Source organism: Pseudomonas sp. B392_1p (assembly GCF_052245235.1).
In the GTDB taxonomy this organism is placed as follows: domain Bacteria; phylum Pseudomonadota; class Gammaproteobacteria; order Pseudomonadales; family Pseudomonadaceae; genus Serpens; species Serpens gallinarum.
The window spans coordinates 174,567-198,170 of the sequence record NZ_JBQPXM010000002.1 but is presented as its reverse complement, the minus strand read 5'-3'; the positions used below and the strand labels follow the sequence as shown (position 1 = coordinate 198,170).

Genomic DNA, 23,604 nt, shown 5'->3' with positions numbered 1-23,604 from the left:
GGATACTGATGAGGTTTAACGCGAGTGTAATCAATGGTTTATCCCTGATGGCAATACAGGGGGCAAATGCCTTGTTCCCCTTGTTGGTTTTTCCTTTTTTACTGGGCATGTTAGGCAAGGAATCATTCGCCGAGCTGGTGGTGGCAGAAGCCCTTGCATTCTATGTTTTGACAGTGTGCTTGTACAGTTTCGATACAAGTGGCGTGCAGTTGATAATCGAGGCCCGAAAACAGGCGGGGAGTTTGGCGGAAGCAACATGTTTATTTAATATTCTCGGTGCGCGAATCGCGCTTTTTTTGGTTTCGGCCCTACCATTGGCTGGCATTTACCACTTGTTTGCCGATGGCAGCGTGGCGGTTCTACTCGTATGGTTGTGTTTCGTATTAGGGATGATTTTTCAGTGTAACTACTATTTTCAAGCGATCGAAAGTAACTGGCTGTTAGCCGTTTTTGTTCTGTTTTCACGCTGTTGTGCGGTCTTGGCTGTCTATTTGCTAGTTGATGGCAAAGCGGACCTTATGCTGGCGTCGATGATCTTGGCCGGTAGTTACTTGTTCTCTGGCATCGCCGCATTAACCACGCTGTTGAGCCGCTTCGGCCTGCGTGGTGTACGGTCGGCCACTGCAAAGGCAATGTTTTCTATGCTCAGCGAAGGGCGGCACCTGTTTCTGGGTAACGTCTCAGTTACGCTCTTCCGAGGAGCAAATATTCTAATACTGGCAGGAGTCTCAAGCAGCGCTGCGGTTTCCGCCTATGCTCTAGCTGAGAAGGTGATAAAAAGTATTCAGGCATTAGCGCGCCCTTTGAGCCAACTTTTTATGCCGAAAGCTTTGAAAGCGTGGTCATTGTTAAGTATAGAGCGAAAAACCAAATTGCAAGCGTTTAATCTAATCTGGAAAAATACACGCATACAAGTTTATCTGATGCTGGTGGTATTGCCGGTTGGGGTACTATTAATTTATCTCGGCCAAAACTTCGGCTTGATGCCGGGCTTTAACGGCGACGTAACTATGCTTATTGCATTGATGGCGCCAGCCGTAATCTTTGGTGTTGCAAACTCCATGTTTGGGGTTGTCGGGTTAAGTATGATAGGTGAGCAGTCTTATTATGCCTCTGCAGTTTTAATGGTGGGGGTGTTGATTTTTTGCTTCTCGCTAGTAGTATCACATTTTTTTGCAGCCTTTGGGGCAGCAACTTCTTACGTTTTGGCGGAAATGTTGCTGTTAATGTCATTTATTTCGAGATATCAGTGGAAATTCGTGCGTGGATGATTTCTGGTTAATCAAGATAGTCAATTTTTTGCTATCTTCCCTTTTGTTATTAGGTGCTTGGTGTGCGAGGAAGGTAGTTGGGGTATGGTTGAATCCAGCTTCAATTTTTTTCCTCTTCTGGTTTTTTTATACGTCATTTCCTCTTTTAGTAGCCTTTGAGGCACCAGTTAGTCCCTGGGCAATTGCATATATATTGTCATTTTCTTTTGCTTTTTCTATATCTTGTTTTTTGTTTCGTTGGCCTGTGGCATTTTCTATAAATGAAAGTAAGCCGGCAGCGGAATATTATTTTGATAGGCCACTTATTGTCACTGCCTTTTATGCAGTGGCGGGCTTTGCGATGCTAATGGTTTTTTTGGGGGTGCTACAGCAGGGAATTTCGATCACCCAGATACTTACGAATCCAATCGGTGTAGGTGGGGCTTATGCTAGTAAGCGATACTCAGGCGAAATTGTTGCAAGCATATATTCACAGCTTGGGTTGCAGTGCTGTTATTACACTGCAGTGCTAGGGGGGCTAGTGTATGGTTCACGTGGGAAGAAAAAATTTAGCATCCTCATGCTTTCCTTTCTTCCGGCTTTACTTGTAATGTTCATGCAAAGCGCAAAAGGTTTATTTTTCTTTTCGGTATTTCTTTTTCTTGGCGGGGTTTTGGTTACCAGGATTTATAATAAAAACTTTACACTAATTGACCGTGCTGGGATTCGTGCTTTGTTTTTTTATGGGGTTTTAGCATTGCCTTTGATTATTGCATCTTTTTTATCAAGAGGTATTTATCAGCTGGATGACGCTTCTCTTATATTTGATCGCTTGAGATATTATTTGGTGACTTATTCTTCGGTTCATCTGCCAGCATTTTCGGACTGGTTTTCAGAGCGTTATTTTCATGATTCGTTGGTGAGCTACAGCCAAGATGCGTTTACTATAGGCTTTTATACCTTTATGTCATTCTTTCAACTCTTAGGAGATGATCGTTTTGTCCCGATGGGTGTCTATAGTGAAAGTTATGAGTATGGTGCTTTTATTAGGGGTAATCTTTATACGATATTCCGAGGGGTTATAACTGATTTTACCCTGCCTGGAAGTTTGCTGTTTGCATTTGTGTTAGGGGGTGTTTGTAATCTTGGGTATTGGCGCCTTTTATGTCGCCGCAATAGCGCTTTCGCTGTCGTTTTTTTTATTTATTTTATTGCTATGGTTTATCAAACTTACATAATTAGTTCGCTTACATGGCTGACGATTCCTTTCGTTTTTTTAGTTCAATGGGTTTTCATGTTTTTCTTAATGAAGGTCAGAACTTGATTGAGGTTTAAATGAAGATTTGCCTGGTTCCGGTTTGTTATAATGCCTACAATGATGCCTTGCGCTTTCTTCAATCTGTCGATCGTGCATATAGGGCGTGTCCAAACTTAATTCTTGATGTGGTTTTGGCTGATAATTCCACAATTCTGCCTGAGCAAGATGTCTCTTCATGGCAGTTTGGGTACTCATTCCAATGCCTAAAGAACGGAAACGTCGGCTATTATCCTGCGTTCAATAAGGCTCTCGCAAGTTTGCATAATGGAGTCGAAGATTATGATTTTGTTGTGGTGTGTAACGTAGATTTGATCGTGGCTGATGATTTTTTTTCAGCTTTAATGGCTTATCCTGTTGCTAGTGAAACAGGATTAATTGCGCCTAGTATCATTTCCGATAAAGATGGGCGTGATCTTAACCCTAAAATTATACGCCGCCCCAGTGTGCGTAAAATAAAGTTTATGCGATATATATGCTCTAGTGTTACTTTCTTCCGCTGGTACCAAAAGCTGGCACGTATGCGGGAGTATGCACGCTCCCGAGTTCAGCGGCGTGCTCGTGTGTCTTCTAACAAGCTTGAGCGCTCACATAAAAAACTAATGTATGGGGCTCATGGTTCGTTCATGATTTTCAGTAGGAATTATTTTGCAAATGGTGGGAGTGTTGCTTATCCGCGTTTTTTATTTGGTGAAGAGGTTTTTGTTGCGGAGCAGTTGCGCATGCATGGTTTGAATATTGAGCATGTTCCGAGTGTGCGTATTTTTGATAAAGAGCATGCATCAACATCGCAGGCAAATTTTGCTTTCATTTGTGCCGAGAACAAAAAGTCATACGATTACTTGTATTCTAATTTCTATAATAAAAAGATTATTTAATGGCATGCTTTTCTTGTCGCTCCGCTCCGATGCGGCTGCGTAGTTGTTTGAATAATATGCGGGCTGGCTGCGACTTAACTTAATTGAATTGATGAGCTAACAATTTTTTGATTGTTTACATAGAGGTTGTAATGAAGCAGATTCTTCAAGATATGGCTAAAGGTGGCACCAGTCTGGTAGTTTCTCCTGCGCCGCAGGTATCTCGTGGGCATATAGTTGTGAATAGTTCTGTTTCGCTGATTTCAGCAGGTACAGAGCGCATGCTGGTCAGCTTTGGCAAGGCATCCTATCTGGACAAAGCGCGCCAACAGCCTGAAAAAGTCAAAATGGTGTTAGAGAAAGTTAAGACCGATGGCTTGGTAACTACTATAGAAGCTGTTAAGTCTAAACTTAACCAACCGCTCCCCTTGGGCTATTGCAACGTCGGCGTAGTTGCGGAGATTGGGTCGTGTGTAGAGGGTTTCAAAGTTGGTGATCGGGTGGTCTCCAATGGCCCTCACGCCGATGTGGTGAAGGTTCCCAAAAACCTCTGTGCACGAATTCCCGATAACGTTAACGATGAATCTGCTGCCTTTGTCGTGGTGGCAAGTATTGGCCTGCAGGGTGTTCGGTTGGCTCAGCCGACACTTGGCGAAGCCTTTGTTGTCACAGGTGTTGGACTCATTGGTTTGCTTACCGTGCAGTTATTGCGAGCGCACGGTTGCCGGGTACTAGCGATTGACTTTGATGATACAAAACTTGAGCTCGCCCGCCAGTATGGCGCGCAGATCTGCAACCCAGGCAAGGGAGAAGACCCTGTCGCTGCTGGTATGGCATTCAGTCGTGGTCATGGCGTCGATGGCGTGATCATTACAGCTTCTACCCAATCCAGTGATCCGGTAACCCAAGCTGCACGGATGAGTCGCAAGCGTGGCAGGATCATTTTGGTTGGTGTAACTGGTCTGGAACTCAACCGAGCCGATTTCTATGAAAAAGAACTAACTTTTCAAGTGTCTTGCTCCTATGGGCCTGGGCGTTACGACCCTAAATACGAAGAACAGGGTCAGGACTATCCGCTGGGCTATGTGCGTTGGACGGAACAAAGAAATTTCGAAGCTGTGCTGGACATGCTCGAAAGTGGCCAGTTGGATGTTAAGCCACTTATTACTCATCGTTTTGCATTTGAAAATGCTCCTCAGGCTTATGACACATTGACTGAAGGAAATTCCGGTCTTGGGATGCTGCTGTTATACAAGTCAGATATTGCTGAGCGAGGAGTTCGTCAGGTCTCGCTATCTACACAAGCGACTTTCAATGCTCAGCGTCCAGTCATGGGATTTGTTGGGGCCGGAAACTATGCTTCGCGGATACTTATTCCAGCCTTTAAGACCGCTGGCGCTCAGTGCCACACGATTGTCACTTCGGGGGGGATCAACGGTGTAATCCACGGTGAAAAGGCTGGGTTTTCTCTAGCATCCACCGACATAGATAGAATGCTGGCTGAGCCGGCAATAAATACCGTCGCAATTGTGACCCGTCACGACAGCCATGCACGCTTCGTTTCTAAAGGGTTGCAAGCTGGCAAGAACATCTTTGTCGAAAAGCCATTGGCAATTACTCAGGCCGAATTGGATGAGGTTCAGGCTGCCTACCAAGCTGTCCACCAAAATGGTAGCGGGCCACAATTGATGGTCGGCTTCAATCGTCGCTTTGCACCGCAGATACAGAAGATGAAGAGCCTGCTGGCAGCGGTTAAAGAACCCAAATCTTTCATCATGACCATGAACGCCGGTGCGATTTCAGCTAGCCATTGGACCCAAGATCCGGCTATTGGAGGCGGTAGGATCATTGGTGAGGCATGCCACTTTATTGATCTGATGCGATATCTGGCCGATTGCCGGATTGTTTCTGTCCAGGCAAGACGCATGGGGAATACCCCAGCTGTGGAGGTTTCAGAGGACAAGGCGTCCATCACTCTGGGTTTTGAAGACGGCTCATTTGGCACGATCTTCTATTTGGCAAACGGCGCCGGCAGCTTCCCTAAAGAGCGAGTCGAGGTATTCACTGCAGGTCGGGTATTGCAACTGGACAATTTCCGAAAACTTAAAGGTTATGGTTGGCCTGGTTTCAGCAAGCTGAACTTGTGGAGGCAGGACAAGGGCCAAAAAGCGTGCGCTGCCGCGTTTCTCGGGTCGATCGAGAAGGGGGGGGGATCACCTATTCCGTACGAGGAGATCATTGAGGTTGCGCGGGTTTCGATAGAAGTAGCCGATATTCTGCGTAACCAGGAAGGTTGATCTGTAATATGGGCGTTCGCAACATAAGCTTGCTATTCCATACGGTGCGGAACCTTAAGGTTAAACAGATTTATTTCCGTTTATATTATCGTTTAACAAAAGTTCAATTAAGATCGGATCGAGATATAGGTCTACGACCTTGGCCAAATATATGGTCTTCACCACGGTGGTGTAAACGATCCACCTCTGACGCTGTAGCGTTCAATTTTTTGGGCGTTACAGGTACGGTGCACTGCCAAAAAGACTGGCAATCTGATCGGCACAGCAAGCTATGGCTTTATAATCTGCACTATCTTAACGATTTAGATGCGGAGGATATTGAAGGCTTTCCTGGCCTAGCAGATAGGCTAATCACGAGTTGGATAGAGGCTAACCCACCTTTGTCTGGCAATGGGTGGGAGCCTTATCCGATATCATTGCGTATAGTTAATCTAGTTAAGTGGTTCGCACGAGGCAATAAATGTTGCTTTCAAGTTCAAAGCAGTTTGGCAGCACAAACAGATGCTTTATCGCAGCAAATTGAGTATCACATTCTTGGAAACCATCTGTTCGCCAACGGTAAGGCTTTGGTTTTCGCTGGTGCATTTCTCTCCGGCTCTGCGAGCAATGAGTGGCTTTCCAAAGGGCTGCGGATCCTGGATAAGGAGATTCCAGAGCAGTTTCTAGCCGATGGTGCGCATTTTGAGTTATCCCCGATGTACCACGCGACTTTACTTTGGGATATGTGTGATCTTATAAATCTCGCTCAGCGCTCTGATTTGCCTCCCCTAAAACTGCGTTTGACCCAATGGCAGGATGTTGTATCGCGCGGCTTGAATTGGTTGCTCAGTATGCTGCACCCAGATGGCCGTATTCCTTTTTTTAATGATGCTGCTTTTGGAATCGCGCCCACATATGAGCAACTAAAAGCTTACGCAGGACTGCTTGGTGTTTTTGGTGCTGTGGACGATTTGCCCATGGCGCAACTGAACGCATCTAGTGGTTATGCTGTTGTCGTTCCGGATGAACTTTCTAAAGCAATACTTGACCTTGCTGAAGTGGGGCCCAAATATCAGCCAGGACATGCACACGCTGATACTCTGAGTTTTGAATTGAGTTTGTTTGGCCAACGCTTTTTAGTTAATTCAGGCACTTCGCAATATGGCGAGGATAACGAGAGACAACGTCAGCGCAGCACTTCAGCACATAATACAGTTGAAGTGGCTGGGGTGAATTCGTCGGAGGTCTGGGGTGGTTTTCGTGTGGCGCGTAGGGCGCGGGCTAATATTGAGTCGTTCGATGAGCAGTCAGGCGTTGTCATAATAAGAGCTAGTCATAATGGTTATCAGAGGCTCAAAGGTAAGCATTTACACAGGCGCACTTGGAAGTTTTCAGTCTTATCTATGGAAATAACGGATGAAGTGACCGGCAGTGAAGTTTTGGCCGTGTCACGCCTGTATGTCCATCCTGATGTAAAGCTTTCTTTATATGACTCATGTGTTCTAGCAGAGTTAGTGGGCGGTCATAGAGTTGCAATAGAGATTGCTGGTTCAGACGAAATTCGATTGGCTTCCTCAACTTGGCATCCAGAGTTTGGTCTCTCTTTGCCAAACCAGTGCATTGAGGCTTTTTTCACTGGTAAGTTGATAACGCGTGTTAGTTGGACTGTTTGATAAGGCTTTCTCTAGAAGTGCAAGCTCAGTGTGTTTGGCTTTTCCAAAGCTAGTGCTCTCGTGCTAATGCTTAGGTGATAGTAAGATGCATATGTTTTTCGGTAGAAAAAAAATAGTTATCGTCAGTAGTTGGCCTGTAACCGAGCCGGTATTACGTAATCGTATCACGCCTTTTTTCAAGTTATTGCTGACGGCCGGCTATGACGTGTGTTTGGTTTGTCCAAAAAATGATGGAAACAAAAGACAGTTGCATCCGGATGTTCAGCTGCATGAAGTGCCAGTAAAGCTTGGTAAGTCTAAAGGTTTTTTCTGTCGAGCTATCCGTGAAATGCGAGATGCACTTTTGCTGCTGAAACATGCTAAAAGCTTGCAGGCGGATATATGGCTGCTGACTATACCGTCCATGTTTATCGCCTTCCTGGCCCCATCTTCTTTGAAAGGGCGTAAGGTTGTTTTAGATATTCGCGATCTCACTTGGGAATACCTTTCGGATGATAAGGTGCTTCAAAAAGCAAGTAAAAAGTTTTTTCGGTTAGCTTTTGGTTATAGCTTAAATTTCTTTCGGGTGGTTTCAGTTACTAATACCACTGAGCTCAATTATGTGCGCGAAATGTCGCGTGCAAATGTTGCCCCTGTACTAGTTAGCAATGGTATAACGCATGGGCAATTTGAAAGTTTGGCTGGACTGGAAGCCAATCAGACGAATTCGGTGACCGTAGCCTACATTGGTAACGTTGGCTTAGCTCAGCGCATGGATACATTGGTTAAGGCAGCTAAGCAGTTACCTGATGTTGACTTTAAAATAATTGGTGATGGCACCGATTTTGATCGGATTAGTAAGCTCGTAGCTGGCCAAAAAGCAGAAAATGTTCTGATGACAGGGCGAGTATCTTGGGAAGAAGTACGAGAGCAGTACAATAGAGTAGATATTCTGTACGCGCAACTTGCACCAGAGTACTCCGGCGCTATGCCCTCCAAATTATACGAATACCTCGCTACGGGTAAATATGTCATCTACGGGGGGCAAGGCCAGGCTGCAGAGATACTGGAAGGCTTCGATCATCATCAGTTGATCCCCCCCTGTGATGTACAGGCACTTGTTTCGGCAATCAAGGCTTATGTCAGTGGCTCCAGTAAGCAAGGGCTTAGCCAGAAAAACAGAGAAAAAATAAGAGCGCAATACATTCGCGAAGATGCAGCTGAAAAACTGGTTGAGCGGATTAACAAGGTTGCACTTGCGGATTAAGAAGAAAATAAAGTGATTCGAATGAATTTTCGGTATAGTTATTTCTTTTGATATTAGAGCTATGCCTCGTCTTGTTTCCTAAGCACTCATATAGCGGAATGTCAAATAGGCCATAAAATTCAATGACCAAAATTATACTGACCGGAGCCAACGGTTTCGTCGGCTCACGTTTATTCTCGCAGCTTGAGCATCATCCTAAATTTCAGGTGGTCGGGTTGTGCCGACGAGTGCCACAGGGCGTAAGCGGCTCGACGTTGCATGCAGTTGGGGATCTGCAACAGGCTGATCTCTCTACCTTTTTAACGGGAGTAGATGTTTTTATCCACTCTGCCGCCCGCGCCCATATCATGCGGGACGAGGTGGCTGATCCCTTGGCTGAGTACCACCGCGTCAATGTCGAAGGCACGCTGAGTCTGGCACGCCAGGCTGTTGCCGCCGGGGTAAAGCGCTTCATCTTCATTAGCTCCATCGGTGTCAACGGCAATATCAATACTCGTCCATTTATTGCAGATGACCAGCCCAATCCTGCTGAACCTTATGCTCAGTCCAAATGGGAGGCGGAGCAGTGCTTGACGCAGTTGGCTGCCGAGACGGGCATGGAGCTGGTGATCATCCGTCCGCCGCTGGTTTACGGGCCTTTCGCGCCCGGCAACTTCGGCAGCTTGGTTCGCTGGATCGAGAAGGGTGTCCCTCTTCCACTCGGAGCTATCCACAACAAGCGCACCCTCGTAGGTATCGACAATCTGACCGATCTGATCATCCGCTGCATTGATCATCCAGCCGCAGCGAACCAGGTCTTTCTCGCGGGTGATGGTGAAGATCTTTCTACTACCCAGTTGCTTCGTAGTGTCGCCAAGGCCATGGGGCGCCCTTCGCGGCTAATCCCTGTGCCGGCAGTTGTATTGCAGCTTGGGGCCACGGTGCTGGGCAAAAAGGCCGTGGCGCAACGATTGCTGGGCTCGCTGCAGGTGGATATTTCCAAAACGCGACATCTACTCGACTGGACACCGCCTGTCTCGGTGGATGAAGGCCTCAAACGTTGTTTTTCTATAAGCAAGGACTAATCCGTGATCCGCTTTTTTGACTTTTGTTTCTCTTTACTAGGATTGGTGTGTGGCTTCCCAGTCTTGTTGGTGATCTATCTGATTGGTCTGTTCGATACGGGCTCTCCATTGTTCCGACAAGAGCGTGTCGGGCGACATCAGAAGCCTTTTACCTTGGTCAAGTTTCGTACCATGAAAGTGGACACCGCATCGGTGGCTAGCCACTTGGCTTCAGCTTCTTCCATTACCAAGCTAGGTAGTTTTCTGCGCAAAACCAAGTTGGATGAATTGCCCCAGTTGTGGAATGTGCTCAAGGGAGAAATGAGCTTGGTGGGGCCGCGTCCGGGGCTGTTCAATCAGCATGAGCTGACGGCGGAGCGGGCTAAGCGTGGCATTTATGCGGCCCGACCCGGCATTACCGGCTTGGCGCAGGTGAATGAAATCGATATGTCGACCCCGGCTCTCTTAGCTGAAACGGATCAGCAGATGCTGAACAATCTGACGTTGGGGAGCTATTTCAAATACATATTGATGACGGTGGCAGGGAAGGGCACGGGCGACCGCGTTCGGATGGAGTGAGCGTTCTTGACCGCGGTTGGATTGAATTCCAAACACGGTAATGTTGAGTTAGCTAATCCTTCCTCGTTTGTCGCAACCAATTTGGCGCCGGATGGAGTGTGCAACGGCGAATGAATTCGCCCCTACCGGAATTGCGTTCTTCTGGGCTTCGTCGCACGTATAATCACGGACTAGTCCGCTGCTGCGCGACGGTTTGTGCGAGACGCAAGGCCCGACTGGGCGAGACGAACTTGAGGGTTCGTTTCTGTGTCAGATCCAATGTAGTGCCTAGATGCCTTTAGCCCGAGCGGGAGCATTAGGCGCTAGATCGGCGTAGAATTCGCGCCTGGATAAATGGGCGGTCAGGCCCATAGCCAACCTTCGGGTTGGCTTTTGTATTTATGTGGTGGGTGAAAAGGACGGCGTTATGCTTCGAACCAAGTTGTTGGGCCTGCGGCGCCAGCACAAGCGCATTTTGCAGGTGGTCACGGATGTGCTGCTGATCTGGCTGGCGTTGTGGCTGGCCTTTGTGGTGCGCCTAGGCGTGGACAACCTGATTAATCCCTTGGGCGCGCATTGGTGGCTGTTTATGGCTGCGCCGTTGCTGTCGATTCCATTGTTCATCCGCTTTGGCATGTATCGCGCGGTGATGCGCTATTTGGGTAACGATGCGCTCTGGGCGATTGCCAAGGCGGTTTCCCTGGCGGCTTTGTTCTTGGCTCTGGCCGTGTATTGGTATCGCGACTCCCCCGCGTTGGTGCCGCGTTCGCTGGTGTTCAACTACTGGTGGCTGAGCCTGGTGATGATTGGTGGGCTGCGCTTGGTGATGCGTCAGTACTTTATGGGTGACTGGTACGGCATTGGCCTTGGCATTCCCTTTGTGGGGCAGGATAGAGGCCTGCCACGGGTGGCCATTTATGGTGCTGGAGCGGCGGGTAATCAATTGCTGAATGCGCTGCGCATGGGGCGCTTGTATCGCCCGGTAGCCTTTATCGACGATGACCCCAATCTGGCCCGGCGGGTGATCGCCGGATTGAAGGTGTACAAGCCCAAGCATATCCAGCAGATGATCGATGAAACCGGGGCCAGTGAAGTGCTGCTGGCCATCCCGTCGGCCAGCCGTGCGCGGCGCCGGGATGTGTTGGCGGAGCTGGAGGGTTATCCGCTGCATGTGCGCTCGGTGCCGGGGATCATGGATCTGGTCAGCGGCCATGTGAAGGTTGAGGATATCCAAGAGGTGGATATCGCCGACTTGCTGGGTCGTGATGCCGTCAAGCCGCAGGAGGAGCTGTTTCAGCGCTGCATTCAGGGGCAGGTGGTGATGGTCACCGGTGCGGGCGGTTCCATTGGTTCGGAGCTGTGCCGACAGATTCTTACGCAAAAGCCGACCACGCTAATTTTGTTTGAGCACAGTGAGTTTAATCTTTACAGCATCCATCGTGAGCTTGAGCAGCGCATTCAGCGGGAGGGTTCGAGTGTTGCGCTGTTGCCGATTTTAGGTTCGATCCGTAACCCAGCTCGTTTGCTCGATGTGCTGCGCGGCTGGAAGGTGGATACCGTATATCACGCGGCCGCCTATAAGCATGTGCCGATGGTCGAGCACAACACCGCCGAAGGTTTGCTGAACAACGTCATGGGCACGCTGCACACGGCCCAGGCGGCAATCCAGGCGGGGGTTAAAAACTTCGTGCTGATTTCCACCGACAAGGCGGTGCGCCCCACCAATGTGATGGGCAGCACCAAGCGCTTGGCCGAGATGGTGCTGCAAGCGTTGAGCGCAGAGCCGGCGCCGAAGTTGTTTGAAGACGCGAGCGGTATACATCAGGTCAACAAGACCCGTTTTACCATGGTGCGCTTTGGCAATGTGCTGGGTTCATCGGGCTCGGTGATTCCGCTGTTCCGCGAGCAGATCAAGCGCGGCGGCCCGGTGACAGTGACCCATCCCAACATCACTCGTTATTTCATGACCATTCCCGAGGCGGCGCAACTGGTGATCCAGGCCGGTTCCATGGGGCAGGGCGGGGATGTGTTCGTGTTGGACATGGGCGAGCCGGTGCGCATTGTTGACCTGGCGGAGAAGATGATCCTTCTTTCTGGCCTCACGGTGCGTAACGAGAAGAATCCCAAGGGAGACATTGCACTGCAATTCAGCGGTTTGCGTCCAGGCGAGAAACTTTACGAAGAGTTGTTGATCGGCGACAACGTGACCCCCACCGAGCACCCGATGATCATGCGCGCCAACGAGGAGAACCTGCCTTGGAATGAACTGTGCCAGGTGCTGGAGGAATTGATGGTGGCGGTACGCGAAGCTGACTTCCAGCGCGTACGTACCTTGCTGCGGGCCACTGTGGATGGTTATGTGCCCGGTGAGATTGTCGATTGGTTGCACCAGCGCCGGGTTGATGACGAAGCGGTTCACGCGTTGGGCAAGCCGGGTGGCGAGGGTACGAGCGCTGGCTGAATGCATATGGTTGGGGTTGGTTTTTAGGGGCATACAGCCGAGGCCTCGGAATTTGTCGCAGCCTATTCGGCGTCGGATGGATTGTGCACTGGCGAATGAATTCGTCCCTACAGGGCTGCGGCTGGGCCAGGCCTTGTGCTGACCGGATTGCTGATACGTAGGAGCGGAATTGTCGGCGATGCAAGCCGGTAGGATGAGCGCAATTCCGGTAGGGGCGAATTCATTCGCCTGGCGCTGTGGCTGCCGGCCACGCCGGTGCGGCGACAAACACGGTGCGCATTCAGCCGATTCCCCGCATTCGTCGCGGCGTATTCGGTGTCGGATGGGCCGTGCAATGGCGAATGAATTCGCCCCTACAGGGCAGCGGCTGGACCAGGCCTTTCGGGCTGACCGGATGGCTGATTTGTGGAGCGGACTTGTCTGCATGATGACTGTAGTGCCGTAGGGGCGAATTCATTTGCCTGGCGCTGTGGCTGCAGGTTACGCCGGTGCGGCGACAAACACGGCGGTATGAGTTCAGCCGAACCCCCCGGCCTCTGTCGCAGCCTATTCGGCGTCGGATGGATTGTGCGCTGGCGAATGAATTCGCCCCTACAGGGCTGCGGCTGGGGGCAGCGGCTGGGCCAGGCCTTGCGGGCTGACCAGATTGTTGATTCGTAGGAGCGGACTTGCCGGCGATGCAAGCCGGTAGGATGAGCGCAATTCCGGTAGGGGCGAATTCATTCGCCTGGCGCTGTGGCTGCAGGCTACGCCGGTGCGGCGACAAACACGTGGTGCGCAGTTAGCCGAATCCCCGCATTCGTCGCGGCGTATTCGGTGTCGGATGGGCCGTGCAATGGCGAATGAATTCGCCCCTACAGGGCTGCGGCGGGCCACGCCTTGCGGGCTGACCGGATTGTTGATTCGTAGGAGCGGACTTGTCGGCGATGGAAGCCGGTAGGATGAGCGCAATTCCGGTAGGGGCGAATTCATTCGCCTGGCGCTGTGGCTGCTGGCCACGCCGGTGCGGCGACAGGCACGGTGGTGCGCATTCAGCCGAACCCTCGGCCTTTGTCGCAGCCTATTCGGCGTCGGATGTATTGTGCGCTGGCGAATGAATTCGCCCCTACAGGGCTGCGGCGGACCAGGGCTTGGGGCTGACCAGATGGCTGATTCGTGAGCGGACTTGTCGGCGATGCAGGCCTGCAGGATGACTGTAAGGCCGTAGGGGCGAATTCATTCGCGTGGCGCTGTGGCTGCAGGCTACGCCGGTGCGGCGACAGGCACGGTGGTGCGCATTTAGCCGAACCCCCGGCATTCGTCGCGGCGTATGCGCTGTCGGATGGCCCGTGCAATGGCGAATGAATTCGCCCCTACAAAAAACCAGCTTCCACGTTAGTTTGTACGGCGGGCTTCACCAGCAAACAACTTGATCGGCTGGCCTTCTTGCGGCCATAGGCGCAGTTCGCCGTGTTCGCCCAGATCCCAGCGTTGTACCGCGTCGAGGGCCTGGAAGAAGCGGTTTTCTTGTTCCATCAGCGCCGGGGCGCAAGCCATGCGGGTGGCGCCGGCGTGGCTGAAACTCAGGTTCTGACCTTCGAGCTGGTAACTGGCGAACCAGCGGTTGCAGCCGCCGTGGCCGTGGGCGCGGCCGTCTTTGTCAAAGGTGACGGTCAAGTGGCTGCGGTCAATCAATGGACGTTCGCCGATCCACTCGACCTGGTAGGTTTTGCTGGTATCCAGTGGCGCGCTCGGGCTGGCGCAGCCGCCGATCAGCAGGGCCAGGGCAATGGGGAAGAATAGGTTTTTCATGGGTTCGCCTTGACATGGCAAGCGGGGCACAGGTGCTGTTGCTGCTGTGTGTGCCAGCCGAGTTCACTGAGGCGTGCTTCGGCGGCGGTTTTGTCCGCGCCTTTGCCTTGGCTGGCATCGACGGCAAATTCGAAGTCGAGCTGCTTGCCGCAGCCGTCACAGTTCACCTGCCAGTTGTGAATTGCCAGCTCGCGGAACGCGGGGCCGCTGGCGGTGGCGACCCATTGGCCAGGCGGGTTGATCAGGTGGCGGACTTTATCGACGCTCAGGCGCATGGACAGGTCGCGGCTGCCCTTGAGAGTGACCAGCAGCACGTCGCCAGACTGGATCGAACCGCCATTGCCGGTGACTTGATAGCGGCCCGGTGCGAGGGCACGGCATTCCGTCAGGGTGTGGGCGGGGTTGAGCAGGTTGTAGCGAAAGTCGTGTTCGGCCATGGTGTCGGTCATCGGTGAAGAGACCGCGATTCTAGCAGGTTGCGTGTTGATAGCCTGCTACAGAACGGTTGGTGCCTATGTGCATTGGCAGTTATGTAGGGGCGAATTCATTCGCCTGGCGCTGTGCCAGCAGGCTACGCCGATGCGGCGACAAGCTCGGTGGTGTGAGTTCAACCGAACCCCAGGCTTCTGTCGCAGCCTATTCGGCGTCGGATCGACCGTGCAATGGCGAATGAATTCGCCCCTACAGGGTGTGTTTGGTAGGCAGGTGCGCCCAGCTACAAACGTGCCTGGCGCGGTAGTTATGCGGGCATTCAATTACGGATAGCCTAATCGCGGGTTCAGCAAGGCGCCGTTTCGCTGAGGGGTCGCAGCTCCCACAGAAAACCGTGCCCGGCAAGTCAATTGTGGGAGGCCTGACCTCGGGCCGAAGCTTTAAGGCCAGACTTCGTCACACGCCGATCCGGGTTTCCTGGGCCAGGCGCTCAATGGCCTGATCGAGTTGTGCCAGGGCGTTGCGGGCTTCGGGGTCGTCTTGTTTGAGCAGGGTTTCCGCGCGTTGGCAGGCGGCGCGCAGTTGGGGCACGCCGCAGTAGCGAGTGGCGCCGTGCAGGCGGTGGACGCGTTCGATCAGTGCGCGGCGGTCCCAATTTTCCTGCGCCTGGCGAATGGTCTGGCGGTCGGCCTGCAGTGAGGCGAGCAGCATGGCAAGCATGTCGGCGGCCAAATCGGCCTTGCCGGCGGCCAGGCGCAAGCCTTCTTCGGGATCGAGAATTGGCAGGGTGCTGCTAGGCAACGGAGTAGCGCTGGGGCGTATGTTCTGCTGGTTCTGCAGGCTGAAGCCGGTCCATTTCAGCACCACTTGGGCCAGTTGATGCTCGCTGATCGGCTTGGTCAGGTAATCGTCCATGCCGCCCTGTAGCAATCCGCGTTTTTCGTTGGCCAGTGCATGGGCGGTCAGGGCGATGATGGGCAACTGGCTGCTTTGTTGTTCCGCTTCCCAGGCGCGGATCGCTTCAGTGGTTTGCAGGCCGTTCATGCCAGGCATTTGCACATCCATGAACACCAGGTCGAAATGTTCGCTCTTGACCCGCTCAAGCGCGGCGTATCCGCTCTCTACCGCGACCACGTCGGCGCCCATGTCGTTGAGCAGGGTCTGCACCAGAAGCAGATTGGCGGGGTTGTCATCGACGCACAGCAAACGCACCGCGCGGCCGTTGGCTACGGGTTGCGAGGGCTCGCTGTGACGTTTCGGGTGTGAGCCGAGCAGCTGGCAGAGCAACTGCTGCAACTGACGGGTGCAGACCGGTTTGGCATGCAACTGGCCGAGCACGTCGGGCAATGATTCGTGGTACTGGGCCTGCTCGATGGTTGGGCATAGCGCGAGGGTTTTGCAGCCGTGCGCTTCCAGCTCGCGGACATGCTGGCGTAGGCGTTCCGGCGGGAGCTGCTTGAGGTTGACGCCAAACACCGCAAGGGCAATGGGTTGGCCGTCAGGCGCGTTGGCAACGGCTTGCAGGAGATCGTCCAGCCGGGTGAACTCAAGCACTTCCAGGCCGCAGTCTTCGAGTTGGTGGTGCAGCGCCTGGCGCGCCAGTTCATGGGGCTCCAGCATTGCCACACGGCGACCTTCGAGTGGGCTGTCGGGCAGGCTGTGGAGATCGGCGCGGGATTTGGGCAGGTTGAGACTGATCCAGAATTCCGAGCCTTCGCCAGGAGTGCTGTCGACGCCGATTTCGCCGCCCATTTGCTCGATCAGGCGCTTGGAAATCACCAGGCCCAGGCCCGTACCGCCGGCTTGGCGGCTCAGCGAATTGTCGGCCTGGCTGAACGCCTGGAACAGCAGGCGCAAGTCTTCATCGGACAGGCCAATACCCGTATCGCGCACGCTGATGCGCAGTTGTGCACGTTCCTCGTCTTCATCCTCCAGCATGGTGCGCACCGCAATGGTGCCCTGGTGGGTGAACTTGATCGCGTTACTGACCAGGTTGGTGAGGATCTGTTTGAGGCGTAGCGGGTCGCCCACCAGGGACTTTGGCGTGTCGCGGTAGATCAGGCTGAGCAGTTCCAGCTGTTTGCTGTGGGCTTCGGGAGCCAGAATGGTCAGGGTGTCCTGGATCAGGTCGCGCAGGTTGAAGGGCACGCTTTCCAGGATCAGTTTGCCGGCTTCGATCTTCGAGAAGTCGAGGATCTCGTTGATGATGCCCAGCAGGTTGTCGGCGGATTTCTCGATGGTGTGCAGGTAATCCTGCTGACGCGGGTTCAAGTCGCTTTTCAGTAGCAGCTTGGTGAAGCCGAGGATACCGTTGAGTGGGGTGCGGATTTCGTGGCTCATGTTGGCCAGAAACTCGGACTTGATGCGGCTGGCTTCCAGGGCTTCCTTGCGCGCCAAATCCAGTTCGATGTTCTGGATTTCGATGGTTTCCAGGTTCTGGCGCACATCCTCGGTGGCCTGATCGACGCTGTGCTGCAGTTCTTCCTGGGCATCTTGCAAGGCCTCGGCCATGCGGTTGATGCCGGAGGCCAATTCGTCCATTTCATGGCTGCCCAAGGCCGGTAGTCGGGTTTCCAGACGGCCTTCCTTGAGTTGCGCAACGCCTTGTTTGATGCGCGACAGGGGCCGGTTGATGGTGCGGCTCATGCGCACCGCAAGCAGGGCGGTCACCAGCAGACCGGCAAGAATCAGGACCAGGCTGGCCAACAGGCTGCGGTAGCCGCGCAGCAGGGTGCCCTGGTGGGAGATTTCCAGCTCCACCCAGCCGAGTGGTACATCTTCCTGTTCCATCGCTTCGCCAGACAGGCTCAGGTCGGCCTGATAGACCGGCAGGCTGAAGTGCGTGCTGTCGTCGCCGCTCTGAGTCACCAGATGCACGTCATGTATGGTATGGCGGCGGCTCATGGTAGGGCCTGCATGGGCCAGTGGCTTGCCCAGGGCATTGCGGAAGGTAACGGCACGCACATCCGGTTGATCGAGAATGTCCGTGGCGATGCGTTGCAGCAGGGCCGTGTTTTGGCGCAGAAGTGCCGGAGCCGAAAGGGGGGCCAGGTGCTCGGTCAGCATCTGACCACGCTGCAGCAACTGGGTATGCAAGTCGGCCAGTTGCATGGCGGTAAAGTAACCGCCCAGTACCAATGCCAGCAGGCTGGTGGGCAGTAGAGTGAGCAGCAGGACGCGGCCCTTGATGCCGAGGTCTTTGAACACAGTCATACCCTTGAAATGGTTGCCAGCAGTGTAGCGACCAACGGTCGACTGTTCATAGTCTAGAGGTGTGAAGGCCGGCCTGAAGCAGGTTTTTCCAAGAGACCTGCCAACCTCATCGCGTTGTGATCAGTGAATGTTGCTGCCCCTGAAACGGGGTCAGCTCAGTCAAGCCCACGGATGCCTTCGGTATTGAAGTTCGGCAGTCGCCAGCTGAACACGATGGCGAGCATGCGCAAGGTGAAGCCGGCGCACAGGGCAATCACCGATGCTTGCAGGTTATCCAGGCCCAGCCACAGCAGGCTGATATAAAGCACGCCGGTGAACAGGGCGACGGTGGCGTACAGCTCGCGCTGCAATACCATGGGCACCTGGGTGCACAGGATGTCACGCAGCAAACCGCCGAAAATCCCGGTGATCACCCCGGCCAGGACCACGATAGTTGGGTGCGCATCCATGCTCATGCCGACATCGCAGCCAATCACGGTGAAAGCCACCAGGCCAAGGCCGTCCACCACCAGAAACAGTCCGCGCAAATGATGCAGTTGACGGGCAATAAACGCCGTGACGATCGCCGCGCCGATGGTAAACGTCAGGTATTCGGGGTGGGCGATCCAGCCTACCGGGTAATGGCCGAGCAAAAGGTCGCGAGCCGTGCCGCCGCCAAGGGCCGTCACCGTGCCCAGCAGGCAAATGCCGAACAGGTCCATACCCCGCCGCATGCCCATGATGGCACCCGACATGGCTTCGGCAGTGATTGCAATCAAATAGATGACATACAACAAGGGGGTCATGACAACTCCAGTTGCGCAGAATGCAGAAGCCATGCGCAAGAAAGGGCGCGATTATCAAGGATGCAGCGGAAAAATGAGCATGGCTAAGGTTTTTTAGGGTATACAAACATTTTTTTAATGTAGATATGGCCGGCAGATAGCGCAAATGTGATTTCGTAGGAGCGAACCTGTCCGCGATGCAGGCCTGCAAAAGATGAATTCGCCCCTACAGGGTGCGTTTGGCCGGAATGGTTGCGGTGCGGGTTTGCGGGTGCGGATTTGTAGGAGCGGACTTGTCCGCGATCCAGGCGGCACTGGTGGTTGGCTCAATCGCGGTCAAGACCGCTCCTACGGGTGAACCTGCGGCGGGCTGTACCGGTAGGGGCGAATTCATTCGCCTGGCGCAGTGGCTGCAGGCGACGCCGGTGCGGCGACAGGCTTGGTGATGCGGATTCCGCCGAACCCGCCATGTTCGTCGCAGCCTATTCGGCGCTGGAAGGATTGTGCATTGGCGAATAAATTCGCCCCTACAGGGTGCGTCAGACCGGGGTGTTTGCGGTGGGGTTTGCGGGTTGTGAATGGAGGAGCGAAGTTGCCCGCGGCTCAAGGCGGCAGGATGACGGCTTCCGGTAGGGGCGAATTCATTCGCCTGGCGCTGTGGCTGCAGGCGACGCCGGTGCCGCGACAAGCGCGGTGGTGCGGAATCCATCGAGCCCCTGGCATCTGTTGCAGCCTCTTCGGCGTCGGATGGATTGTGCACTGGCGAATGGATTCGCCTCTACGGGTGAAGCTGGATGGGGTGGATTTGTGGAGCGTGCTCGTTCGCGATGTAGGCGGCTCTGGTGGTGTGGCTCAATTGCAGTCAAGACCGCTGCACGAGACAGCGTGCGGCTAAAACATATTCAGCCATAGGACCGATATGAATCTGGATCCAAAACAGACTGAAGCTTTTCGCAGCGTGATCGAAACCGGGAGTTTCGAGCAGGCGGCGTTGCGTCTGCATTTGACGCCGCCGGCGATTTCACAGCGGGTACGGGCGTTGGAAAGTGCTCTGGGCAATGCCTTGGTGGTACGCAGTCGGCCTTGTCGGCCTACGGAGGTGGGGCAGCGGCTGTTGCAATACCTGCGCAGGGCGACCCTGCTTGAGGCCGACCTGCTTGCCGATCTGGCGGAGCAAAGCGATGCACCGTTGATCGTGGTCGCCGCGCTGAATGCCGACAGCCTGGGCACCTGGTTTTTTCCGGCGCTGGCCGAGGTGTTGATACGCGAGCGGGTGCTGCTCGATCTCACGGTTGAAGATCAGGACCACACCTACAGTTTGTTGGAATCCGGCCTGGCCATCGGTTGCATCAGCACCGAGCCAAAGCCGATGCGCGGCTGCACCGCCGAGGCGCTGGGCAGCATGCGCTATCGGCTGGTTGCCAGCGACGCGTTTCGCCAACGCTTTTTCCCCCAAGGCTTGACCCGCGCAGCCGCGCGTCGCGCGCCGGTGGTGGCTTACACGCGCAAGGATCGCTTGCAGTCAGCGTTCCTGGTGCAGCGCTTCGGTCTGCCGGAGGGTTCCTATCCAACCCATTTCGTGCCCGGTGCCGAGCCTCACTATTACGCGATCCGCTACGGCCTCGGCTACGGCATGGTGCCGGAATTGCTGCTGAAGGATGACCTGGCCAGCGGTGACATCATCGACCTGGCACCCGACGCGCCACGGGATGTGGCCTTGTATTGGCACACCTGGAAGGTCCAGTCGCCGCGTATGGAAAATCTTTCTCGCCAGATCGTCGAGGCCGCGCCGAAAATTCTTGCTCGGCCAGAATGAAATGATTGGCTTGCCTGCTCACTGTGCCGAGCCAGGGAAACGCTTGGGCCCGAGGTCGGGTCTCCCGCATTGCACCGAGCGGGCGTAGGCTAATTGTGGGAGCCGCAATGGCGAGGCTGCCCTACTGCCCGTGCATGGGCAGTACCCGTCGCGCTTATACCGCCAAGCTATAACCTCTGAGCGTTCTGCAATATAACTCGCCCCGATTTGCCGGGTATCATAGGCGCCTTTTTTCCGGGTCTGGATTGCGAGTGCCTAAATGACTCAGTTGTACCCCACCATCGCCGAATGCATCGGCAATACTCCGCTGGTTCGCCTGCAACGCCTGCCCGGCGAGACGTCCAATACGATCCTGGTCAAACTGGAAGGCAATAACCCGGCGGGCTCCGTAAAAGACCGCCCGGCGTTGTCGATGATCACCCGCGCCGAGTTGCGTGGTGATATCCAGCCTGGCGATACGCTGATCGAGGCGACCTCCGGCAATACCGGCATCGCCCTGGCCATGGCGGCGGCGATCAAAGGCTACAAAATGATCCTGATCATGCCGGATAACTCCACGGCCGAGCGCAAGTCGGCAATGTCCGCCTATGGTGCCCAGTTGATCCTGGTCACCAAGGAAGAAGGCATGGAAGGCGCGCGCGATCTCGCGTTGTCGATGCAGGCAGCCGGCAAGGGCAAAGTGCTCGACCAGTTCGCCAATGGCGATAATCCAGAGGCCCATTACCTCAGCACCGGCCCGGAAATCTGGCAGCAGACCCAAGGGAACATCACGCACTTCATCAGCTCCATGGGTACCACCGGCACCATCATGGGCGTGTCGCGCTACCTCAAGGAGCAGAACCCGGCGGTGCAGATCGTCGGTCTGCAGCCGATGGAAGGCTCGGCGATTCCTGGCATCCGCCGCTGGCCAGAGGAATACCTGCCCAAGGTGTTCGAGCCCAGCCGCGTTGACCGCGTTGTCGACATGGCGCAAAGCGAGGCTGAGGACGTGATGCGTCGCCTGGCCCGCGAGGAAGGTATCTTCTGCGGGGTCTCCTCCGGCGGCGCGGTAGCCGCTGCGCTGCGTTTGTCCTGTGAAGTGGAAAACGCGGTGATCGTGGCGATCATTTGTGACCGGGGTGACCGCTACCTGTCGACCGGGATTTACGACGAGCCGAAGTAAGGCCGAGCGGGGCGGTGGTGGATGTAAACAACGACATCCACCCTACGGATCACGGAACGTCTGCGCCCTCTGTAGGAGCCAGCTTGCTGGCGATGCTCGGGTTCAGGACCTTGAAAAGGTTGCAGTCAAAACGAATGTAGGGTGGATCACGCTTTATCGATCCACCGGGTGGCAGACCACCGAGCGGCGGGCTGTGGTGGATGTAAACAACGACATCCACCCTACGGATTACGGAGCGCATGCGCCCTCGGACCAGCTTGTTGGCGATGCTCGGGTTCAGGTCTTGGAAAATGTCGCAGCCAAAAAGTCTCGAACAGTGAGCTTTCCCTCTTAATGAATTTCAACGGATTTAGATAATGCCCAAGCGCACCTCCAGCCTGCGTTTCCAGCCCAGCGGCGGCGCACGAACGGCGCAGGTTCCCGTGGGCAAGAAGCAACTCTTGCAGATCGAGCGCCTGGCCCACGATGGTCGCGGCATCGGTTTTGTCGACGGGCGCACCTGGTTTGTGTCCGGCGCCTTGCCCGGCGAGCAGGTGGCAGCCCGTGTGCTGAGTGCCCACGGCCAGGTGGTGGAGGCACGCGCTGAACGTATTCAAACCGCCGCGCCCCAGCGTCGTGAAACGCCGTGTCCCCATGTCGGACGCTGTGGTGGTTGCACGCTGCAACACCTGCCCCACGGCGAGCAGATTTCCCTCAAACAGCGCACGCTTGCCGAGCAGTTGGAGAAGTTCGCCCATCTGCAGCCTGAGGAGTGGGCGGCGCCGCTGGTTGGCCCGGAGTTTGGTTATCGCCGCCGCGCACGAATAGCCGTGCGCTGGGACGCCAAGGCTCGGCAATTGACGGTGGGCTTTCGCGCCGCCGCCAGTCAGGACATTGTGGCCATCGGCGACTGCCCTGTGCTGGTACAGGCCTTGCAACCGATTGTGCGTGAGCTGCCGGAGGTCTTGCAGGGGTTGAGCAAGCCGCAGCAGATTGGCCATGTGGAGCTGTTCAGCGGCACCCGAGAAGCCGTACTGGTGCGCCATACCGCGCCGTTGGGCAACGAAGATTTACAGCGACTGCGGGACTTTTGCGCTCGCCATGCCGCGCAACTCTGGCTGCACGGCACGGGCGAACCGCAGCCGGTCGATTGTGCCGAAAGCCTGGGCTATCGTCTTGCCGAATGGGATGTGGAGCTTGCGTATCGGCCTGGCGATTTCGTTCAAGTCAATGCGCCGGTGAACGAGGCGATGATTGCTCAGGCGTTGGCGTGGCTGGCCCCGCAGCCTGGGGAGAGGGTGCTTGATCTATTCAGCGGGCTGGGTAACTTTTCCTTGCCCCTGGCCCGCCTGGGTTGCGATGTGGTGGGCGTGGAAGGGGTGCAGGGCATGGTTGATCGCGCGGCTGCGAATGCCCGCGACAACGGCCTGGAAAGCGTGCATGTTTACCAGGCCGATTTATCGAGCCCGCTTGCCGAGGCGCCGTGGGCGAAGGGCGGTTTTCCTGCCGTGCTGCTCGATCCGCCGCGCGACGGTGCGGGCGAATTGGTGCGGCACATAAGAGCGTTGGGCGCCGAACGGGTGCTGTATGTGTCCTGTAATCCGGCCACGCTGGCGCGTGACGCTGTAGAGCTGGTTACGCAAGGTTATCGCTTGAAGCGGGCCGGAATTCTCGACATGTTTCCGCAGACCGCCCATGTCGAGGCCATGGCATTGTTCGAGAGGAAATGAGTCACCCACTCCGTCAATCAAGCGCGGCGAAGACCGCT

General features: G+C 54.7%; 16 protein-coding genes. 12 read left to right on the top strand and 4 right to left on the bottom strand.

From position 1 onward, the window contains the following. Positions 1-8 precede the first annotated feature (8 nt). The 9 genes from ACTV8E_RS03185 to ACTV8E_RS03145 all read left to right on the top strand — a co-directional run bounded on the left by ACTV8E_RS03185 (position 9) and on the right by ACTV8E_RS03145 (position 12,679). On the top strand, positions 9-1,271 hold the full coding sequence (locus tag ACTV8E_RS03185; RefSeq protein ID WP_443198457.1) for an oligosaccharide flippase family protein: 1,263 nt from the start codon (positions 9-11) through the stop codon (positions 1,269-1,271). Continuing rightward, a complete protein-coding gene (locus ACTV8E_RS03180) occupies positions 1,264-2,574 on the top strand; it encodes an O-antigen polymerase (protein WP_443198456.1) in 1,311 nt (436 codons plus the stop codon). Before ACTV8E_RS03185 ends, ACTV8E_RS03180 begins: the two co-directional genes overlap by 8 nt. 11 nt (positions 2,575-2,585) lie before the next feature. Next, entirely contained in the window at positions 2,586-3,443 is an 858-nt protein-coding gene (locus tag ACTV8E_RS03175; protein ID WP_443198455.1) for a glycosyltransferase family 2 protein, read from the top strand. Positions 3,444-3,574: 131 nt separating this feature from the next. After that, positions 3,575-5,719: a bi-domain-containing oxidoreductase gene (locus ACTV8E_RS03170; protein WP_443198454.1), complete on the top strand. Its 2,145-nt coding sequence runs from the start codon at positions 3,575-3,577 to the stop codon at positions 5,717-5,719. 8 nt (positions 5,720-5,727) lie between these two features. Then, a complete protein-coding gene (locus ACTV8E_RS03165) occupies positions 5,728-7,371 on the top strand; it encodes a heparinase II/III family protein (protein ID WP_443198453.1) in 1,644 nt (547 codons plus the stop codon). Between the two features lie 85 nt (positions 7,372-7,456). Further along, positions 7,457-8,617, top strand: coding sequence for a glycosyltransferase (locus tag ACTV8E_RS03160; protein WP_443198452.1), 1,161 nt, complete (start codon positions 7,457-7,459; stop codon positions 8,615-8,617). 122 nt (positions 8,618-8,739) lie between these two features. Further along, a complete protein-coding gene (locus tag ACTV8E_RS03155; RefSeq protein ID WP_443198451.1) occupies positions 8,740-9,681 on the top strand; it encodes a UDP-glucose 4-epimerase family protein in 942 nt (313 codons plus the stop codon). A gap of 3 nt (positions 9,682-9,684) precedes the next feature. Further along, positions 9,685-10,239 (top strand): sugar transferase, encoded by a 555-nt coding sequence (locus ACTV8E_RS03150; protein ID WP_443198450.1) that lies wholly within the window; start codon positions 9,685-9,687, stop codon positions 10,237-10,239. 406 nt (positions 10,240-10,645) lie between these two features. Next, positions 10,646-12,679, top strand: a complete 2,034-nt coding sequence (locus ACTV8E_RS03145; RefSeq protein ID WP_443198449.1) for a polysaccharide biosynthesis protein — start codon at positions 10,646-10,648, stop codon at positions 12,677-12,679. A gap of 1,374 nt (positions 12,680-14,053) precedes the next feature. On the opposite strand, the gene ACTV8E_RS03140 is transcribed toward ACTV8E_RS03145, so the two are convergent. The 4 genes from ACTV8E_RS03140 to ACTV8E_RS03125 form a co-directional block, all read right to left on the bottom strand. Next, positions 14,054-14,470 (bottom strand): META domain-containing protein, encoded by a 417-nt coding sequence (locus ACTV8E_RS03140; RefSeq protein WP_251837350.1) that lies wholly within the window; start codon positions 14,468-14,470, stop codon positions 14,054-14,056. Continuing rightward, positions 14,467-14,907, bottom strand: a complete 441-nt coding sequence (locus ACTV8E_RS03135) for a hypothetical protein (RefSeq protein WP_273537481.1) — start codon at positions 14,905-14,907, stop codon at positions 14,467-14,469. The genes ACTV8E_RS03140 and ACTV8E_RS03135 overlap by 4 nt, the downstream gene beginning before the upstream one ends. Positions 14,908-15,358: 451 nt before the next feature. Next, a complete protein-coding gene (locus tag ACTV8E_RS03130; RefSeq protein WP_443198660.1) occupies positions 15,359-18,109 on the bottom strand; it encodes a response regulator in 2,751 nt (916 codons plus the stop codon). 161 nt (positions 18,110-18,270) lie between these two features. After that, entirely contained in the window at positions 18,271-18,900 is a 630-nt protein-coding gene (locus tag ACTV8E_RS03125) for a trimeric intracellular cation channel family protein (RefSeq protein ID WP_251837348.1), read from the bottom strand. Between the two features lie 898 nt (positions 18,901-19,798). On the opposite strand from ACTV8E_RS03125, the gene ACTV8E_RS03120 reads away from it, so the two are divergent. The 3 genes from ACTV8E_RS03120 to rlmD all read left to right on the top strand — a co-directional run bounded on the left by ACTV8E_RS03120 (position 19,799) and on the right by rlmD (position 23,566). Beyond that, positions 19,799-20,695: an HTH-type transcriptional regulator ArgP gene (locus ACTV8E_RS03120; protein ID WP_443198448.1), complete on the top strand. Its 897-nt coding sequence runs from the start codon at positions 19,799-19,801 to the stop codon at positions 20,693-20,695. A gap of 259 nt (positions 20,696-20,954) precedes the next feature. Beyond that, the gene (gene cysM / locus ACTV8E_RS03115) at positions 20,955-21,857 is read left to right on the top strand and encodes a cysteine synthase CysM (protein ID WP_443198447.1); all 903 of its coding nucleotides are present in this window, start codon (positions 20,955-20,957) and stop codon (positions 21,855-21,857) included. Between the two features lie 356 nt (positions 21,858-22,213). Beyond that, the gene (gene rlmD, locus ACTV8E_RS03110) at positions 22,214-23,566 is read left to right on the top strand and encodes a 23S rRNA (uracil(1939)-C(5))-methyltransferase RlmD (protein ID WP_443198446.1); all 1,353 of its coding nucleotides are present in this window, start codon (positions 22,214-22,216) and stop codon (positions 23,564-23,566) included. Positions 23,567-23,604: the final 38 nt, after the last annotated feature.

Excerpts from the sequence above, each read along its gene's own strand:
- ACTV8E_RS03125 (WP_251837348.1), bottom strand. The coding sequence starts at position 18,900 with ATGACCCCCTTGTTGTATGTCATCTATTTGATTGCAATCACTGCCGAA.
- rlmD (WP_443198446.1), top strand. The coding sequence starts at position 22,214 with ATGCCCAAGCGCACCTCCAGCCTGCGTTTCCAGCCCAGCGGCGGCGCA.
- ACTV8E_RS03165 (WP_443198453.1), top strand. The coding sequence starts at position 5,728 with ATGGGCGTTCGCAACATAAGCTTGCTATTCCATACGGTGCGGAACCTT.
- ACTV8E_RS03155 (WP_443198451.1), top strand. The coding sequence starts at position 8,740 with ATGACCAAAATTATACTGACCGGAGCCAACGGTTTCGTCGGCTCACGT.
- cysM (WP_443198447.1), top strand. The coding sequence starts at position 20,955 with ATGACTCAGTTGTACCCCACCATCGCCGAATGCATCGGCAATACTCCG.
- ACTV8E_RS03145 (WP_443198449.1), top strand. The coding sequence starts at position 10,646 with ATGCTTCGAACCAAGTTGTTGGGCCTGCGGCGCCAGCACAAGCGCATT.
- ACTV8E_RS03175 (WP_443198455.1), top strand. The coding sequence starts at position 2,586 with ATGAAGATTTGCCTGGTTCCGGTTTGTTATAATGCCTACAATGATGCC.
- ACTV8E_RS03160 (WP_443198452.1), top strand. The coding sequence starts at position 7,457 with ATGCATATGTTTTTCGGTAGAAAAAAAATAGTTATCGTCAGTAGTTGG.
- ACTV8E_RS03140 (WP_251837350.1), bottom strand. The coding sequence starts at position 14,470 with ATGAAAAACCTATTCTTCCCCATTGCCCTGGCCCTGCTGATCGGCGGC.
- ACTV8E_RS03185 (WP_443198457.1), top strand. The coding sequence starts at position 9 with ATGAGGTTTAACGCGAGTGTAATCAATGGTTTATCCCTGATGGCAATA.
- ACTV8E_RS03170 (WP_443198454.1), top strand. The coding sequence starts at position 3,575 with ATGAAGCAGATTCTTCAAGATATGGCTAAAGGTGGCACCAGTCTGGTA.
- ACTV8E_RS03120 (WP_443198448.1), top strand. The coding sequence starts at position 19,799 with ATGAATCTGGATCCAAAACAGACTGAAGCTTTTCGCAGCGTGATCGAA.
- ACTV8E_RS03135 (WP_273537481.1), bottom strand. The coding sequence starts at position 14,907 with ATGGCCGAACACGACTTTCGCTACAACCTGCTCAACCCCGCCCACACC.